The organism is Prochlorococcus sp. MIT 1201, from assembly GCF_047303415.1.
Classification (GTDB): Bacteria; Cyanobacteriota; Cyanobacteriia; order PCC-6307; family Cyanobiaceae; genus Prochlorococcus; species Prochlorococcus marinus_D.
On the sequence record NZ_CP138947.1, the window covers coordinates 1435209 to 1456002 of the forward strand.

The window sequence follows — 20794 nt, forward strand, 5'->3', positions numbered from 1 at the left end:
GGGTTGAAGTTGTGCTGATCAACCGCTTGTAAGGTGCAACCCCCCGTCACCACTGATCTTTTGGCCAGGGAGCTGAGCGGGCTCCTTGATGGTTCAGCCTGCTTGCAGATCAAGCTGCCAGCGCTGGGTGAGATAGAAGCAGCGCAAGGCCAAAGGCAAGCGAATGATCAAGGCCAAAGCCAAGGAAATGAGCCAGGGCGCGGTCTAGCGCTAAGCCGCTGGCGAGGCTTGCGGCGATGAGCAGCCTCGATCACAGCAACGAACAAGACGATCAGGCCAGCATCAATGCAGGCCAAGAAAGCTTTGCGGCTGATGGAGAAGCAACGAATAACAGCAATAGCAGCGCAACCAGCGTTAGTAGCAGCAGCGCCGATCCAGCGCTCAGCATTAACACTGTTGCAGAATTAACGGCAAGCGCAGGCGCACAGGTCGCAGCAAGCACTGCTAATGACGCACAGGCACCCAGCCCAGATGTATTTCTTGTTGGTCCAAAAGTAATATTTAGCGACGGCCTAGAGAATAATGACTATAAAATCAAGAAAGAAGATCTAGCCAAAGGATACCAAAACTTATGGGGTGATGATTATCGCCACCTGACCGTTGAGGAGCTTGAGGCAAGTAATAGTACGGTTACTGAAGAACATCAATACTATCTAATAACACCAGACTCTGGCTACACAGGGTCTATAGACCTGAATTATACAGTTAGGTATTCATCGAGTGTTACACCTACGCAAGCAAATAATTCATTCACAATCCTGGAAGACAATGAAAGCCCAATAATAACCAGAACATCACCAAATTCAGACGAACCAATAGCCCACCTAGATTTAGTTCCATTAAGTCTATATTTCAACGAACAAGTTGAACTGGGTTCTGGAAATATAACGCTCCAATCTGGCGATCACAAAATAGTCTTTGGAACAGAAGATTTTCGGTTGCAAGACATTCACTGGGGCTGGAGAATACCGAGCGGGGCAATATCCAGCAAGGCGTCTTCGTCTTGGCCGAGCGCCTATTTAAACACTGATCCGGAAAAGACTGGGCAAGGCGTACAGATAAAACTTGGGTCAAACTACCATGTCTTAATAGATGAAGGATTCTTTATAGACAAATCAGGCACAGCCTTTGCTGGTGTAAATGATAATACAACAATCACCTTCGAAACAGACGAACCAGATGCTGATGTTACTGCTCCTCAATTAAATACTGAAGATGCCCGACAACATCCTCGCAATAACTCAGTCACCAATACTGTTATCGATGACTGGGGATTTGTTGACTTCCGTTTTGATTTTTATTTTGATGAAAAAGTTAAAGCGGGTAGTGGTGATATCACGATTACCAATGGCTCCGATGACATTAGAACATACTCCGTTAGCGCCGAAGATGATGCCATTTTCAGAAATTCAGGCGATGCCTGGGACTCCTTCAGTACTTTTTTCCGCCTAGAGGATAAGACAGAGCCCTTAAAATATGGTGAAGACTATTACGTACTCTTTGACAAAGGAACCTTTGTTGATGAGTCAGGAAACATATTTGAAGGATTAGATTCTCCTACAGACTGGAAATTCAGTACAGAATTTTTGGATTTTCCAGCAAATGAAGGCACCAGTGCTGTAATTAACTATAACAAGGAAGATCTCTCGAAAAATAACCTCAAGCAATCAATATATGGCAGTAGTGATGATGATTGGTTCAAGATTGTAATTGAAGACAATGGAGAATATACATTTAGAATTGACCCATTAGACGGGGGGGGAGGGAACCCTTATACCTTAACGATTGATGATCAACAACTTGCCACTCAAGGGGGGGGAGGGTACATCAGTGAAAACACTGGTAATTGGTGGGATGGATACGCTAATCTCAAAGCAGAAACAACAAAATATCTTGAACCTGGCACACATTTCTTAAGCGTCGCCAGCTATGGATCCTGGGATTACTCGCTAACAGTTAGCGCTGATACGACAGCTCCTAGAGTGTATGTGGCAAGTACGGATTATAATTCCAATACAGTGGATCCTGAAAGTAGGTTTGAGTTAACATTTGACGATAAAATCTTCCCTGGTTCAGGCAATATATTAATTACCGATGAAAATGGAGAAACTGTAGAGAAGGTAGACATTACCTCTGATCAAGTAACTATAAGAAATAATATTTTAGCAGTTAAGCCCTCAACGACATTAAATGAAAATACAGCCTATAGGATTGAGTATGGAGAGGGAGTTGTATTAGATCGTTCAAATAATAGTTCTGCAGCTGAAAATGAATCTGCGATTAGTTTTAACACAGGAACAGCAAATAATTCTCCGGCAAATTTATCTCATGCATTAGCAATACCGAGAAGGTTGACTAATTATGATTACCGATTCAGCTGGATCAATGGTCTTAGCAAGGCGGCTTTATTCGGTGGAAATGATAGCTATCAAGAAGTTGCTCTCTGCTTTGATCAATCCTTAAGTCGGCTTAACGAGACCCCCATTGATGCGTTTAATATCGCAGTAAACGGAGAGCAGGTTCCTCTCAAGAGTTATCGGATTGTTGATAACGTCGTGTATCTAAAACCGGATGGCTATATTGAGATTGAACCTGGTCAAACCCTTGAGGCAGGCTATACACAGCCCGAGGGAGATGAATACCAGCTGCAATCAATTACAGGAGCAAATATTGATACGACTGCCAATAGAATCGTTTCAAATGATGTTGACTATGCAATTGAGCAAGGATCTGTTGAGGCTTTAAACAATTTTCGGTCAACAGGTTATCTACAACCAAATGACCGTAAAGTATATTCCTTTATTTACACAGGCCAGAGCAGTTCAGACATAACGCCAAACTCAAGATCACAGATCTCTAAAGCCTATTATGAATTAAATGAAGAGACTGGCCGGCACGAAATTGTCAAGGATGATATAGGTAAGCTGGAAAATGGCAAGCAATATTATCTTGTTGTAGCCGATGTAAATTATCAAAATGATCAGGCAATATATGGCTTAAACAATGCTACATCTAACCTAGAAGATCCATGGCTAGATGAGCGATATAAATTGGCGGAGTATAAAAACGTTAGTGGTGAAAAAGGCATCCCCTTCGTTATTGGTAACAATGTAAAGGCGGATCCATTTGATCAACTGAACGTTGGCAGATCATTTAAGCATGATCTTGGCAAGGTAACGGATCAACAAAGCTATGGATTAGCAGGGACGAATCCTTACTTAACGCTTTACCAAGATAAACCTGATAAGTACTTGTTGACCTTCGAAACGGATGCGACTGCAGAGCATTCGATTAATTTAATTAGAGATGTTTTTATTGAAGAGAATTATTTGTCAATGGAGTTGACAGATATTCAAGGCAACTCCGTAGCAAGCGTCTTTGAATATGGATCGAATGGTCTCCCAAACACCAGTGGAGACTTCGCAACTCAATTGGAATTAGATGGCATAACAGCAGGTAAGTATCTGCTGGAAATCAACCATTCAACATCAGCGGATGAAATAGAACTTTATGGCTTGCATTTTGATGCACCACCACCACTTACGATAGAACGGGCAGATGAAGAAGGATCTTCTAATGCCCTACAGCTTGGCAGTGTCGATGAAAACACAATACTTTTATCAAAAGCAATTAATGATGCCACTGATATTGATCGCTATAGATTCTCAATTGATCAAAATACAAAGGTAAACGAAGTTGTTCTAGAATTTGACCATAGCCAAGCTGACCTTCAATTAGCGCTACATCAAGCTGATCGTGATCAACCTATTTATACTTCAGAATCAGACCCTTATTTCTTAACTAAATACAATGGAAGTGAATTTATCATTCCAAAATCGTTTCCTGTTGCGGAATCTGATTGGATAGAATCGATTAGTTTAGCTAACTTGCCGCAAGGTTCATATGATCTGGTTGTATCAAGCCCAAATAATGAGGCTGGATTTTATGATCTTAGCTTTAAGCCAACAGCAAGCAAAGATAGCCCTGAATGGTATGAAAGCTACGATAGGCTCCTACAAGTCAGCCATGTTGGCCCTGATAATCCCCATGACAGCCCAAGCCTAAGATGGGATGTTGATGCAATCTATGGATCTGGAAATGATACATTAAAAGATGCAGTATATTTAGGAGAACTAAAGCCTGGGCAATCCACATTAGGCCAATTTTCAATCAATACATCAGATGATGTTGATTATTATATTTACAAACATCCTGATGATCGCGCGCTCAATGTTGATCGATTAGAAGTTAAATTTAATCGTGGCTCTGGCCCCTTAAATGTAATTGAAGGTGGTATCCGGCCCCATTCAAGTCAATCATGGATTTTGCAGGACATAGACAGTCAGCGCTATTACGCTGACACCCATCTTTCCGCGGATGGGATCATTGGAAATGGGCTTCAGTTAACCGGCCTTGACGATGATTCTGAGCTAATCCTCAACAACAACTCAAGCGATCCTTCTCGTGCACCTTCATATGGTGTCATCAGAGTTTCTGGAGTCGATGGTGCGACCAATTCATATACAATTGAAGCTCAGACAAGTTATAGTGATTTAGAAGTAAATCTCAAAAAAGACAAAGAAGATCAAAACAATGTGGAGTCGATTGTTGATTTAGTAATAACAAAAAATTATTTCAGTGATTTAAATCCAGTTGTTACAGGAAAAACAATAGACAATGCAAACGATATCGATAAATATAAATTTAGTTTATTGGCAGAAGGAACGCCTCAGGATTTTGTTTTTACAGATTTAGCCGGCCTTGAAGGGCAAGAAGTCAACCTGCTTGAAGCTGATGGAACAACATTCATAAAAGCAGCAGAATATGCCAAGACAACGACGCCGGGAAGTTATGGCCAGATTGAAATTGATTCAAAAAATATCATTCCGCTGTATGGGCTTGCCGCAGGCGATTATGTAGTCGAGCTCAAATCAGATGTTCCCACCACATATTCGATTGGCATTGGCGGACATTCAAATATAAAGAGGTATACCGAAGAAGACAAATTTGGAGCTGATATATACGATAGCAATAACTTAGGCAATCAGACATTAGAAAATGCTGTAGACCTTGGAGTGATCTCAGATGGCTTCAAGCTATCAAACCTAACATTACATTCAGCAGAAGATATTGATTATTATAAGTTTCAAGTTAGTGATACTACAAACAATAATGGAGACGCCTATACCAGCTGGCATAGTCTCAACCAGCTCAATCTAGTACAAGGCAATGTGCTTGGAAACAATTACAGCCGCCCGTATGGCGGACATGCAATCGGAGATTATTTCTATTCAGGAGGACGTGAAGATAGAGCTTTTAACCTTAGCCAGTTTAGAAACGATATTACAGAAATAACAGCATCTGTTACAGATGGGGCTGATATAAGTATCAGGATATTCGACGAAGATGGGATTGAATTTGGTCCTGGTACAGAAGTAGTAAGCCCTTATGCCCGAGGCGACATTAGTGTTGACGAAGACGGGAATAACTATCACCTGCCTTTTGTAGCCCCCATACGCTCTGTTGGATCCACACAAAGTATAACGCCAGATTCTTGGTGGCCAGAGGAATATCAACAACTTAAGGCAGGCAAAGACTATTATCTTGAAATAGCAGGAGATATGTCTCGTTTTTATACGGACCGATTTACAGGTGGCGAAGATAAAGAGCGTTATGAAATCGAATTTAGCCTGCCAGCAGGGCCATTGCCTCCTGATACTTTCTTCCCCGATAAAGATAGGTTTGAAGGCGATAATAGAAACGACACGCCAGAAACAGCAACTCCGTTAGGCGATCTTGTTAATGGATTCATTAAGGATCTAACATTTGATGGTGAAGAATTAGCCTTAACCCATAAACCACCAGATGATGGGCGCTGGGGTAGTGGTGGGTTCAGCTCGCATATAGATATAGGTAATGGGCAGGTCCTTAACCCTACAGGTAAGCCATTGGATCTGCATCCCCGCGATGCTCAAGTGCAGAATGCACTTGATCGCGAATGGAAGCATGATGTTGATGTTTTTACGTTCAATTTAGTAAACGATGCATCGGTTTGGGATTCGATTGATATTGTTGATTCAAGCAGTGACTTTGAATCAATAAGAAATACCGAAAGGTGGGTGCTGAACGAAGATGCAACTATTGATTGGGATAAGAGCCTTGAAAAGCAAAGAAATGCAGGATTACTTGGGTCTCCTGAAATATGGACATCAGACTTTTCAGAACGACTAAGTCACCCCGTACTACAAGTTTACGAAGGCACGATACCATTCAGTACCATCCCCTACTACTCCTTGCAACCATTGCCTGCGGGTGAGTATGGATTAGTCGTTAGAAGTGATCGTTTTGGAAATCATTTAAATAATTCTTCCTATGAAAATCTTGATTCATACGCCATAAGTATTAACCTGGATCAGGATGATCCTAGGATTGATCCAACGACTGGAATGCGCTATGGTGATAAACATGAAGCGCTAGCAGGCAACGATACGCTTGAAACGGCAACAGAAGCGTTCAATGCAGGTGATATATACCAAGGAGTTAATACATCAACCACTGGCAATCTGAATCACAAGCTAGACGACGATTGGTACAAAATTTCAATTGCAGACAGTACAAAAGAAACAGTAATTGTTACAGAGGGTGGATTAAAAGCCAATGTAGATACTTTCCTGCTCAATCAGGACAAACAGGTTGTAGCAGAAGGAGTACGTCTTGATAACTATAGGGCTGATCTTATAAATGAGAGAAGGCAAAAGTATTCCGATAGCACCACTAAATGGCTCAACTTAATTGGTGGGGAGCTACCCAAACCCAACATCGCTTATGATAACTTTATCACAACTGATTTAGATCCTGGTGATTACTATTTAAAAATACAACCTAATCAAGCTCAAAGAGTCATTGAAGGCGATAAGGATTTTGGAGACTATAGAGTTACTGTCGGGAACGTATATGCTGATCCACTTCCTGCCGATAGGTTTGAACATAATGATGTTTTATATGATGGTAGACCTCATGTTCCTTCCCCTCTTGATCCGCAAGCGACGCAAGCAATAACCCCGCTGGGGCTAATACATGAACATGAAGATGGAACGCCTGTAATAGTTGATGACCTAACACTGGAATTCCAGCATGAATTTGATCGGAATTTTTATTTACCACCTGATCCTGAATGGGAATTCAATAATCAATTCTCAGAATATAATAGGGCTTGGCGTAATAATAAAGGATCTTTCGATACTTATTCATTAACGCTTAATCATTGGCCAGATATTGAAGATCATATCACCATCAATTCTCTTGATGGTCGCAATACACCCCAAATACAATTAACTCATAAAGATTATTTTACTCGTACTCGAGGGCAAGCTGATTATCCTGACACACTCATAAATTATGGAGAAGCGGATGGAAGTGGCAGCATTATTCTTGATGGAAGTGGAAGTGGATATCTTCCCAACATAGGGAAAGGTACGTACATTCCTGAAAATCCATTACGTCCTGGAGAATATATTTTACAAGTAGGGCAAGGCCCGAGAGGAGACTATTCTCTCGAATTTAATGGGCCACCAAATCCAATTCAAGGAGATAAAAATGATCAACGCGATGTTTTTGACACAGCTGAGAATGCTGTAACGCTTGATCAATCATCTAATCAAACTATTTATGAAGACTCAACGATCCATTATGCACGCGATAAAGACTATTACAAGTTTATTTTGCCGCGAGATGGAGTTGCATCTCAATCAATAGAAATCGTTACTGAACATGAATCAACACAAAACAAACTTCAATTTGCTGGCGGTAGTGATCAACTAAATCTTGCTGGCTACTCGGCAGGAGAGCACATTATTAGTGTTGTTTACGATGAAGATCAAGGTGATTTCGGATCAAATCCGATTGCTTATTCTGTAATTGCAAACAACATAGCTGAAGATTATCATCTTTACGCAGATGACTTATATGAAACTCTTGAAGATGAAAATGGAAACGTAGATTTAGGCGTAGTTGATGGTATCCTTCGATTAGAAGATCAGGTCATAATATTAAATGATATCGATAATCGCGAGTTTACGCTTACTGGAGATGGCTCTACAGATCAAGGCATAGGAATCAGGTTCGATCGTCAAGATGGAGATCTCAAACTCGAGCTAGTACAAAAAGATAACCAACAAGTGATCAAGACAGCAGATTCTGTTGCTTATGCTCAACCAACTGACGATGAGTGGATTTCCCTTGAAGGCTTATCAGCAGGAACCTATCAGGCAAGGGTTTCAGGAATGCCTACGAACTATGATTTTGAATTGATTACAAGTTCAGACCATCTTAACTCTCAGCCTTATTATCAAAATAGCAGCATAGAAAATGCAGTCGCGATTACAGGCTCATTCGTTGATCAGATTCGCCATCATGAATACGAACCCAATACTGAATTGGGGCAAGTATATGATACTAATTCAATCGCATTAACCTCTTCAGCATTACGCAATAGCCAAGGCGAGCTTAAGAATTTGTCTTTTGCTGAAGACAATTTCACTGATTATTATAAGTTCTCTACAGTATTTAAATCTCGCCCTCATTGGCTTGAAGAAGAAGAGGATTACATACAAGTTGATTTTTGGGACCAACTAGGAAATATTGATCTTGAATTATTGAGTTCAGAGGGCGATGAAATCATTGATTATTCACACGGTTTTGGCAATAGCGAACGTATCGACTTATTGGATCTACCTGCTGATGACTACATCATCAAGGTTATAGGAAGAGGGCAAAACAACAACTATTCCCTTCATTATGATTTGCCCACCAAAAATCTCTTGCAAGAGGCTAATTTATATAATTCAACAACCCAAGCAGAGATAGAACGAGCACTACAACAACACAAAGATGATCTTGCCTACGAACCTGAGGCTACGCATAACGGAGAAGATTGGAATCGAATCCAATCACAACTCAAATCGTACTATGGAGTCAAGCAAAAAGAATATAACCATGAATTCAAGGATGTCTATGAAACTCTCGGCCCTGACAATCGAGAAGATTGGTACAAGTATACAATTACTGATCCAATAAGAGATCCCAGTGGGGCGGACGGTTTTGGGATAGCAGGAGATCTCACCGCTGGGATTGGCATTGATAGGGTTGGCAGTGATAGGAACAAGTTTGTGGGGCCTAGGCTAGATTACAACCCGAGGGATGGTGCCTTAAAGTTAGAGGCCTTTGAATTAAAAGCTGGTGATCAAAAATTAACCCCCTTATGGGATCCTTTCCTTGATCATAATCCATTTATTAATTCGCTCAATAAAGGGCCTTCGCAAGTATCCTGGCACAAGAAACAACCTGGCACATATTATTTCAAAGTTAGCAGCTACGATGAGGAATGGTCTGATGGAGTTAAAGACGTAACTCCATATAAATTTGATTTTATTACTGGCAGAAAAGAAGCATATTTTGATATCGACAGACGATATCAATGGAATGATGATATCAACATTGAGCCACTTGGCGATGTTTATGATGACCAACATTCAAATGATAGTTTTAATTCATGGCAGGATCCTGATCCGTTCAATTTTGATGATTATAATTTTGAGCTCGATCAATTAGCAGATTCCGGCAAATTTCAAGGCAAGCAGCAACTGACCAATACAGCGATAAACAACCTAAATGATAGAGATATTTATCAGTTTTCGATGCGTGAATCAGGCAAAGAGCATCACTATATCAAGGCAGAGTTTGATCAATGGGATATGGATTTGGATCTATACCTATATGATCAAAATAATCAGAAGTTTTTAGAAGCCATAGAAGGTGAACATGCCTTTAAGAATGGTGAAGAAGTGTTTGTCCCTGTCCAGGGGGCCATGATTGGATATTTTCCTCCTGATCCATTTTATATAGGCGGCTCTTTTAGTAATTCAGATAACGAAGAGATATCGCTCCATAATCTTCCTATTGGCGAATATTTCCTTTCGGTTAAACCTCGCCAGACTTTATACAATTCAGCTGACTATGATTTAACCTTTAATCTCCCTATAAAGACAATAACTGCTGATCCTTACGAAATTAATAACAGCCCAGAGACAGTCTTTGATCTAGGTGCATTTACAGGCCCTCGCCGCCAACAACAATTATCCATTCATGATAATAATGATGTTGACTACATAGGCTTTGAAACCAAGTATGACGGGCTTAAAACAGATTTCATTAAGCTCGATTACTTTCAAACAGATGGCGTATTGCAATTTGATTTGATCGACCGCGATAGCCAGCAACTGATCGCCTCTTCAACACAAAATTCTAGTGGATCGTTCTTATCTCTAGAAGATGTTGCTGCAGGCAAGTATTCAATTAAAGTTAGTGGTAATGATTTAGAGGGCCCTGATGTAGATAATCCTGAGTCAAATACTAATGACAAGGCTACAAATACTTATCAAATTGAATATCATTTGCCACTGGATCCAGATCGCAAGGATGCGTGGCAGTTCTTGTATTACTTTCCTGCTTATTCAGATATTGATATGCATCAGTCGATTAATTATTTGGAGAGTCAGATCCAGCAATTGCAATTATCCGATGATGTTAATTTTGCAGTGATGTGGGATCAACCTAATTGGGTTGACTTGGATGATAATTATGCAACAGGCTCTGGAGAGCAAATTAAATGGAATACTGTTGGCCGCTCCCTGCTGAGAGGCGATGACGCAACAGGTTGGATTTCATCTGATTTTGAAGTATTAGATGAAATGAGTATGGGTGACCCTAAAACATTAACTGATTTTATTAAATGGGCTAATCAACAAGCCCCAGCAGAAAATCAGGCCTTAGTGATTCTTGGCCATTCCAGTGGCCTTCAATCCATTATTTCTGATAATGAGGCTGGAGATCATCTCTATGTTGAGGAAGTTGCAGAATCACTTGAGAAACTCAAACAAGAGGAATCGATTGATCTTGAATTATTGAGAATGGATGGTTGCCTTACAGGCACCTTAGAATTGGCCTATGAGTTAAAGGATTCTGCCCAGGTAACCATCGGCAGTGAAGCTATCTCTGGAAAAGGAAGCGGAAGATATGCCACCCATGCTCTATCTCTGGTCGACTATCCGTATCAGATTGGAGCCCAACAATTAGCCTCTTCCATTGTTGAGGATTACAAGGCCGGATATATAGGATCTACTCTACATAGAAATACATTGTCTGCGATTAATACTGATGACTTGGATGTATTGGCCGCAAAGATATCTGCTTTTGTTGATACAACAAAAGACTTACGTCTTAATGATCGCAACCGTATCGAAGTAGCCAGAGCATTTGCTGCTGAATATAAAGGAGGATCTTATACAGCTGACCTCGGTTCATTTATGAGCGCTGTATACAGATCCTCTAAGTTGGATCAAACTGTTCGAGATGCTGCCCGAGAAGTTTCCTTGGCTGTAGAAGCGGCTGTTATCAACAGAAATGTTGATAACCAAGGAAGCCGGGGTATCTCCATTTTCTATCCGCAGGGCGGACAAGAAAATAACCTCACATACATTAATGGCCATTCAAAATTTATTCAAGATACTCAATGGGATCAATTTTTAAAAGCCCAAGCTGTTGCATCTGCAAATCCATCAGAATGGCTTGATACACCAGTTAATGATTGGTCTGCTAAAAATACCGTAGCTTCCGGAGCTTTTCATTTAGGCCGTCTCAGTGGCAATGATATTGATATCGACAGCTTGGCAATCGACGAAGGTCTGTCTAAATACTTTAAATTTACGCTTGTTAATACTGGAGAAGCAGAAACCGCGATCAAGCTCTTCAGCTTAGAAACTGTTGATGATTTGAAGGATCTTCAACTTAATCTCTACAGCACAGATGATCAAAGTGCACTTGAACTGCCTGAATCCGATGCTCATACTCTTAATTTGGCTGGCCTAGAAGTTGCCGAGTATTTATTAGAGATTAAAAATAATGGATTACCAATACCGAATGCCTCATTAAAATTCAACCTGCCGAATGATCCAACTCCATCATTTAATTACAACAACCTAGAAAACAAAGCGGCCAAATTAGGTGTGATTTCTGCTCCTACACTTGAGCTTGGCACAACCTCTCCTTCATCGGCAACAGAAGATGGCGAATGGCTTTACTACAACATAGAAACATCAGCGTTGTCGGGTATCCAGCAAAACATGAATGTCGAGGTGAATGTTGCTGACGGCGCAGAATATGAAGCCGTGATCCTTGATTCCAACAACAATGTTATTAGCACTGTTACGGGAATAGGCAGCAATAGCCTTGACTATTCAACTACGGGATCGGGGGAAGAATATACACTGAAGTTCAGGCAACTAAAGCCACAAGAAGCCTCGGCGCAATCAGCATTAGCCCCGCCAGGTGCAAGCTCAACCTTCTCGCTCTTGTTTACACCTGGAGAAGCTCTAGCGGCTGCTGTTAATGATGATGGAGAAGAACCCGTTAATGATGACAATGTTGAAGCCCAAACAGCAGATGTAAGAAGCAACCCTGCAATAGCCAGTAGCTGGGTAGAGAATCAAGCGCGAACACTCGATAGTGATATCGAGCTGGGTTATAGCCTGCATTTAAAAGAAGGAACAGAAGCAGAACAAGCCACAGCAAGAAAGCAATTAGCCGTTCTTGGTGATTCAGTTGATCTCAGTGATATCTATCAGCTAGACATCACAGCCAAGAGCCTGGCCGCTGGATACAACTTAGAAACAGCAGATATCACGATCAACTTTGATCCCTATCTGTTTAATGAGATCAAAGCCTCTGATATCACGATTGGCGGGCAGCTGCCCATCGCCAATGCGGTACGCATTGATAATGATGTGGGAACAATCCGGATTGCTGCTGCAAGTCTTGGAGATCTCGTTCCAGGAGATCTCTATGGAAACCATCTAGCCGATGCCGGAGCGAGCATCGGCTCAGATGGTGCTGTTTTGGCGTCGATTGATCTTGATTTCAATGAACTTAATCTTGCCGAACTCAATCAAAATTCAGATGGCAGCATTGACGATCTCAGCACACCGCTGTTCTTTGGCTTGAGTGCCAATCAAGATGAAACAGTCTTCTCTAAAGCTTTAGATGATGAAACTGGTTTTGTGAATCGCGATATTAAGAGCCTGCGTGATCTCGGCGGTGATTTAGCTGTTGATGGAAGCAAAGTCACCCTTTATGAGGCAACAATCAATCTAGAAGAGCAAGGCGATGGCTTGATCTTAAGTAGTGATTTAGATATTGGCTCTTATAACTCAAAACAAACAAATTTGCTTCGTTCAGGTGACACGATCTCAACAACAAGCACCTGGACCAATCTTGGCAATATCGAGGCGAAAAACATCCAAGTCACTGGCATCACCAACAGCAATGCACAGCTATTAGAAGATCAAAGTTATTTTGAATACAAAGGCATCGACGCGAACGGTGATCAGCTCACGCGCAACAGCCTCAACAGCGGCAGCTTTCGTTCAGACACAGGTGCATTCGACTCCACCGCGCAAGAATCTGGCCAGTTGCATGCAGCCATCAAAATCACTGGTGCTGCAGGCAATGTTGTTGATCTCGGCTTAGGCATTGCCAGCTTGAAAGCTGATGGATCAGATCTCTTTAGCAACCAAAAGGGCTCCAAAAACCTAATTACCTATCAAGGCGATCTCAATTACGACGGCCGCGTTTCAATGAAAGATCTGGCTTATCTCAATGCTGGTGCTGCAAGACAACAACAAGCCAGTGAGGATCCCGATGCAGTGGATGCAAATGGAGATGGCTTTGTTGATGCCAGTGTGGCGCGAGGCGTTGATGCCAACTTTGATGGCCAGATTTCGATGGAAGATTTAGCTGTCTTGGATGCCGACTGGGGCCAAAGCCTGCATCAACAACCAATCAATGGCGCCAATGGAACACAATCAAGCTTTACCGGTTCTGATCAAATCTCCTGGGATGAACTCGACAGCCAGGGCCTAACAGGCGATGCCGCCTGGGATAACCAAGCCTTTAAGGATCAAAATGCCCTAGAAGCGGCTAATGACTTTGTTGAATCACTGGAAAACCCAACAGCTGTGGGTGTGATCGGCGGAGATGGCAATAGCGACAGCAGCGATAACGACATTGCTGGCGACTATTTCCAGGATCCCCTTACCGCTTAGCGGCCTCAAAGCTAACAACAAGGCTGCCAAGCTGAGGGGCAAGACTAAAAAGCCAAAAGGAAAAGGCTTAAAAGCACTGAAAAGGGAACAAAGCAACCCACAACATCCACCCATGCACAATTCATCATATTAATACAATTATCAGATAGTCTTAATTGCGATGAATAAGTCTTCTGCCAAAAGATTGCCTAATCAATACTCTTTTCCTAGATCTATTAATGAAATTGTACCTATAAACGCCTTGTAAGGTGCGTACTGTCAACCACTCTGATCTTGCAGCCTGGGGCTCATGCGAGCTCCTTAAGAGATCAGCATGTGGGAGCAAGAGCCTAATGGCCGCGCGCGCGGCGGCTCCATGCCAAGCATTCCGAGCGCGAGTGCAGCAAGGAAGCAACCAGCCTGCTCATCAAGCTGAGGCGGATGTTTTGCAGCATCGGCATGCTTGTGCATTGCTGCGTGGCCTGCTGCGATGAGCAATCTCAATAACGACAACACACAGGAGCAAGCCAACATCAATGCAAGCCAGACAAGCGTTATTGATGCCAGCTCTGCTAGCGAAAACAACCCTGCTAGCAAAAACAACCCTGTTAGTGAGAACACCCCTGTTAGTGAGAACAGCCCTGATCCTGTTCTCAGCCCTAACCCTGTTGCGACGGCATCAGCACTAACCACCGGCGAAGAAGCAGATGAATCAACAAGCAATGCTCATCTCTCCTATGAGTATTACGTTTCCAATGATGGAGATGATACCAACCTAGGCACAATCGATGCACCATTCGCAACGATCCAACGTGCGATCAATCAAGTTGGAGCAGGTGATGTTGTTAATATCCGAGGCGGTATCTATCGCGAGAAATTATTACTAGAAGATATACATGGAACTGAAGATCATCGCATTACATTTCAAGGATACCAAGGCGAAGATGTCTTAATCTCTGGCGCCAAAGAAATCACAACGCCCTGGGTAATTCACGAAGGCAATATCTGGAAAACAACAGTTGATTTTGATGTCTCGCAACTGTTCATTGATGACAAAATGCTCACGGCTGCTCGTTGGCCAAATATCACGAAGGATTGGGACCAGCTCGATGATTCAAATGGCGCCAACCCAACGCCAGGTAGCTATTGGGACTTAGGCACAAGTGCGGAGATCAAGTCTGAACTTGAGGACAAACCTGGGCATTACGAGAACTTAGAAGAAAAGCATAGTCTTAGTTCGCTAGGTGTAAGTATTGAAGGCGCAATGCTTGTCCGCTATGGCAGGGACGTAACAGAGGTTACGCAGCATACGGCTGGTGAATCCAGTTTTGCAATTAACGGCACAGTTAATTTATCTGATACTGACTATTTAAAGGAGGATGGCAAAATATATTATTTCACTGCCGATATAGACCTTTTAGATCAACCAAGAGAGTGGCATTACGATAAAGACTCCGGCGAGCTTTATGCATGGTTAAAAAACAATGACGACCCAAACACACGTAGTATTGAAGCAAGAGGTTATACAACAGATAATTATGGTGATGAGGATGATATCCTGCTTGCGAATGATTGTTCTTTCCTGAATTTCGACGGGCTTACACTTCGGACAGGAACATTTAAATTGGACCGAACAACTGATATAGAGTTCGATAATTGTAGGTTCTTATATTCAGGCCATAACACTCATATGCTGGGCGCTGATGCTATCTATAATAAAGGAACAAAGTATGAACAGAATGCAAATCATTGGGGCAACGAAGCAGGAGGAGGAAGCAGCGGTGTGCCCGCCAACATTACCTGGCGCAATAGCGAATTTGCCTACTCCTATGACACACTATTGTATGAAGGGAATAGAGGTAGAAATTTTGTAGTTGATAATTGTTATTTTCATAATAAACCTTCTGGTGGTGGAGCTATCTGGTCAGGCGGTACAAAAGAAGGGAATGTTATTCGCAGAGTAACAGCACATACAATTGGGAAAGGAGGAATCGGCAAAGTTGGAAATGGTGATAATGAGGGAGCCCTTGTAGAACTAAACCATATCTACGATTACCACTTTCATGGCGATGATGCAGCAATTCAGGTCAATAGAGGTAGTGTAGCTGGCCTGGTTATTCGCAACAATTGGATTCACGATCTTCCCGGTCGGAACGGTATTCGCTTTGATGGTGACCCTGCCGGGATGCGAGGCACAGCCAATCACAACGTACTGTTTAATGTAAAACGTGGAACTCGTCTCAAGGGAGACCAACATACTGTTCTGAGTAATTTAGCAATTGACAATACTCATGTTGACATCAATGTTTCACATGACAAATTCTACGGCTATCTCGATCCTGATAAAAAATTTACTGATGATATTATTGAGCTCTACGAAAATAGAGCGGCAGGTCGACGGGAGGGGGAAGAGGCACACCAAGGCAATCATTATTCAATCGTTCACAATAATCTCGGCAACAACAACAACATCGCCCCTGTTATTAATCCTAACGACATCACAAATAATAGATCTAGGAATGATCTTGGTAATAATGTACGCAATCAGTTACGTGATCCTGATAATTTAGATTTTAGGCCTAAGCAGAATTCAGTACTGATAGATCAAGGCACTCATATTAGTGGATTTACAGATCATTTTATCGGTGACGCTCCAGACATTGGCCCCTATGAGTATGGAGATCTTGATTATTGGATTCCTGGTTATCAAGCGGAAAAAGCAAGTATGCCTATAGCGCCTAATGGATCGATCACGGTAAAACAAAATGCTGACTTAATGTGGCTGGAAGGACGTGAAGCCATATCTAACGATATTTACTTTGGCTCCAGCGTTGAGACTCTAGAGTTTCAGCATAATCAAGAAAATAATATTTTCACTCCCTCTAATTTAGAGCAAGGTCAAAAATACTTTTGGCGAATCGATACCGTTACTGATGATCAGCTGATTACTGGTGATGTATGGAACTTCAGCGTTCCAATTGCGCAATCCAAGCCCATCAACATTCCAACTGTTCTTGTTGAGGATGAAGGAAATGAAGTGGATTCAACAGGTTTCGGGGCTGTTTCCTATCCCTATTACATTGGCAAATATGAAGTAACAAATTCAGAATATACACAGTTCCTGAATAGCGTAGCCCAAACAAAGCGCACGGATGATAAACCACTTTATAACACCGAAATGGCAGAGGATGGTGGGATTATCCGCAATGGTGAAGATGGCAGTTATTCATACAACACTATCGAAGGGCATGAAAATCAACCAGTTAATTTTGTGAGCTACTGGAGTGCCCTTCGTTTCTGCAACTGGTTGACAAGTGGTAACACTGAAAAAGGCATGTATGAAGGGCTCGTTCATGGAGATGCGAATCGACGTGGTGAAGACGCATGGGCAAATGGTGGCGTTGCTCTAGCGAATGAGAATGAATGGTATAAAGCTGCTTACTACAGCGGAACAACTGACGGGGCCAATGGAGACTCTTACTGGGATCTTGCCACACAAAGCAACAGCCTAAGTTTAGATGAGTCCAACTATGGAACTCTCTCATCGCCTTCAGTATTGATTGACGTGGGAAGTTATCAAGATCATCCAAGTTACTATGGAACCTTTGACCAAACAGGTAACGTTAGAGAATGGCTGGAAGAAGAGACTGATAACAATAGCTTCAATTCAATTCTTCGTGGAGGGTCTAGTGGTGGCGATAAGAAACTGGTTAACCTCTATAAGTCTGGGCGTGTAATCAATAAACGCAAAATTCAAGATGCTCATACAGGGTTACGTGTCGTAAGTCTTCTGCCGATTGGATTTGATGAACCAGACTATCAAAATCAAGCTCCATCATGGATAGCGACCAGATGGTCACTTGGTGAATCTATAGCTGGCGAAAATTTCTCGACATCACTGATCCACTCTGTTTATGACCCTGAAAATGATCCCCTGTCATTTTCCCTACTTAGTGGACCCGAATGGATTGCTGTAGATGTTGATGGCTTAGTGACAGCAACACCTTCTGCAGAAGATATAGGTAGCCATAATGTGATGCTTCGAGTAACTGATTCCTCTGGATCCTTTGGCGACACTGAAGTGCCTGTTCCCTTAGTTGTCAACACCCTTGTAGAAACAAGAACCAACCCTGATATAGCGAGTAGCTGGGCAGAGAACCTGGAGCGAACACCCGATAGTGATCTAGAACTGGGTTATAGCTTGCATTTAAAAGAAGGAACAGAAGCAGAGCAAGCCGAAGCAAGAAAGCAATTAGCCGTTCTTGGTGATTCAGTCGAATGGAGTGATCCCTACAGGTTGGATATCACGGCCCAGAGTCTTGCCAAGGATTACAAGCTTGAAACAGCTGATATCACGATCGAGTTTGATCCTTATTTGTTTGATGAGATCAAAGCATCAGATATCACGATTGGCGGGCAACTACCCATCGCCAATGCGGTACGCATCGATAATGATGTCGGAAAAATCCGTATTGCAGCAGCAAGTCTTGGAGATCTAGAGGCAGGAGATCTCTATGGAAACCATCTAGCCGATGCCGGAGCGAGCATCGGCACTGATGCTGTTGTTTTGGCGTCGATCGATCTGAATTTCAATGAATATAACCTTGAGACACTGACTCAAAATTCAGACGGCAGCATCGATGATTTGAGCACGCCATTGTTCTTTGGCTTAAGTGCGAATCAAGATGAGACTGTCTTCTCTACAACTTTAGAAGATGAGAGTGGTTTTGATAATCGCGATATTAAGAGCTTGCGAGAACTGGGAGGAGATTTAGCTGTTGATGGAGAGGAGGTAACGCTGTATGAGGCGACAATTAATTTAGAAGAACAAGGCGATGGCTTGATCTTAAGTAGTGATCTTGATATTGGCTCTTATAACTCAAAACAAACAAATCTGGTAAGAAAAGGCGATACGATTACAGCCACAAGCCAATGGACCAATGTAGGCAATATAGATGCCAAAGGTATAGAGATTACGGCAGTTGCCAATGACAATGCAAGTTTAACAAGCTCTGGTTTCTATATCAGTTCACCTGACGACAGTCAAACATCAACAAACCTCGCGAGTGGAAGTTTTGTTGATGGCGTATTTGCGGAAGCAGGCCAAGAAACCGCGCAACTGGTTGCTGATATTGAAATCACAGGAGCTGCCGGCAATGTTGTTGATCTCAGCCAAGGCATCCTCAGCCTTCAAGCAACAGGCTCAGACGTCTTTGAGAATAAATTGGGCTCCAAAAACCTGATTACCTATCAAGGCGATTTGAACTACGACGGCCGGGTATCGATGAAAGATCTGGCTTATCTCAATGCTGGTGCAGCAAGACAACAACAAGCCAGTGAGGATCTCGATGCAGTGGATGCCAATAATGATGGCTTTGTTGATGCCAGTGTGGCGCGAGGCGTTGATGCCAACTTTGATGGCCAGATTTCGATGGAAGATTTAGCTGTCTTGGATGCCGATTGGGGCCAAAGCCTGCATCAACAACCAATCAATGGCGCCAATGGAACACAATCAAGCTTTACCGGTTCTGATCAAATTTCTTGGGAGCAACTCGATAACCAGGGAACAACAGGCGATGCGACCTGGGATAACCAAGCTTTTAAAGATCAAAATGCCGTAGAAGCCGGCAATGACTTTGTTGAATCACTGGAAAACCCAACCGCTGTGGGCGTGATCGGCGCTGATGGCAATAGCGACAGCAGCGATAACGACATTGCTGGCACTGAATTCCAAGATCCGCTCACCGGTTAACGGCCTCAAAGCCAACAACAAGGCTGCCAAGCAGAGGCAAGGCTAAAAAAGCAAGCAACAGCAGAACTAGCTCTAGGGCAGTAACTAACCAATCAAGCATCGATCAAAAGCCAAAAGGAAAAGGTTTAAAGGCAAAAAAGCAGCTCTCGCAAGCCTTTGAGCCAGCTCTTCTGCTAACTCACACTCAACCACATCACGGCAGTGAATCGATAAGTCTTCTGGCAGGGGATTGCCTGAGATAAGCGTTTTCCCCTAGAAATAGGGTTGAAGTTGTGCTGATCAACCGCTTGTAAGGTGCAACCCCCCGTCACCACTGATCTTTTGGCCAGGGAGCTGAGCGGGCTCCTTGATGGATCAGCCTGCCTGCAGATCAAGCTGCCAGCGCTGGGTGAGGTAGAAGCAGGGCATGGCCAAAGCCAAAGGGATGAGCATCGCCAAGGGCACGGTCTAGTTCTAAGCCGCTGGCGAGGCTTGCGGCGATGAGCAACCTCGATCACAGCAACGAACAAGACGATCAGGCCAGCATCAATGCAGGCCAAGAAAGCTTTGCGGCTGATGGAGAAGCAACGAATAACAGCAATACCAGCACTGCTAACACGTCTGCTGCCAATAGCGCCGGCCATGACGCCTTGGCAACAACGGCTATGGCAGAACAAAGCTCTGTAGCGGGGCAAGCCGGAGATGCGTCCAATGGGGGAAACATTGCGCTAGGCCTTACAACGCCGAGCTCGGCTGCAGCGTTAACGAACAATCTGTCAACCGAATTCTCAGCAGTTTCTGTTGTCGCTGCATCTGAAGCCAGCCCAGAAGATACGACACCACCTCAGCTAGACGTTGATCGACACTTTTGGGGACCTTATAATGAAGTTTGGCTAGATAGCAGATACCCCAACAACCGAAACTTTGA

The 20794-nt window shown here is 42.8% G+C and carries 5 protein-coding genes; all 5 read left to right on the plus strand.

Annotated elements, in window-relative coordinates:
* Positions 1-33: 33 nt before the first annotated feature.
* A complete protein-coding gene (locus SIB41_RS06930) occupies positions 34-240 on the plus strand; it encodes a hypothetical protein (protein WP_413357793.1) in 207 nt (68 codons plus the stop codon).
* Positions 237-14156: a clostripain-related cysteine peptidase gene (locus SIB41_RS06935; protein WP_413357795.1), complete on the plus strand. Its 13920-nt coding sequence runs from the start codon at positions 237-239 to the stop codon at positions 14154-14156. Before SIB41_RS06930 ends, SIB41_RS06935 begins: the two co-directional genes overlap by 4 nt.
* 332 nt (positions 14157-14488) lie before the next feature.
* Complete coding sequence (locus SIB41_RS06940; RefSeq protein WP_413357797.1) at positions 14489-14629, plus strand: hypothetical protein; 141 nt, start codon at positions 14489-14491, stop codon at positions 14627-14629.
* Positions 14626-19887 (plus strand): SUMF1/EgtB/PvdO family nonheme iron enzyme, encoded by a 5262-nt coding sequence (locus SIB41_RS06945; RefSeq protein WP_413357799.1) that lies wholly within the window; start codon positions 14626-14628, stop codon positions 19885-19887. The genes SIB41_RS06940 and SIB41_RS06945 overlap by 4 nt, the downstream gene beginning before the upstream one ends.
* 294 nt (positions 19888-20181) lie before the next feature.
* Positions 20182-20370 carry a hypothetical protein gene (locus SIB41_RS06950; RefSeq protein WP_413357801.1) on the plus strand — a complete coding sequence of 63 codons (189 nt, stop codon included), beginning with the start codon at positions 20182-20184 and terminating at the stop codon, positions 20368-20370.
* Positions 20371-20794 lie beyond the last annotated feature (424 nt).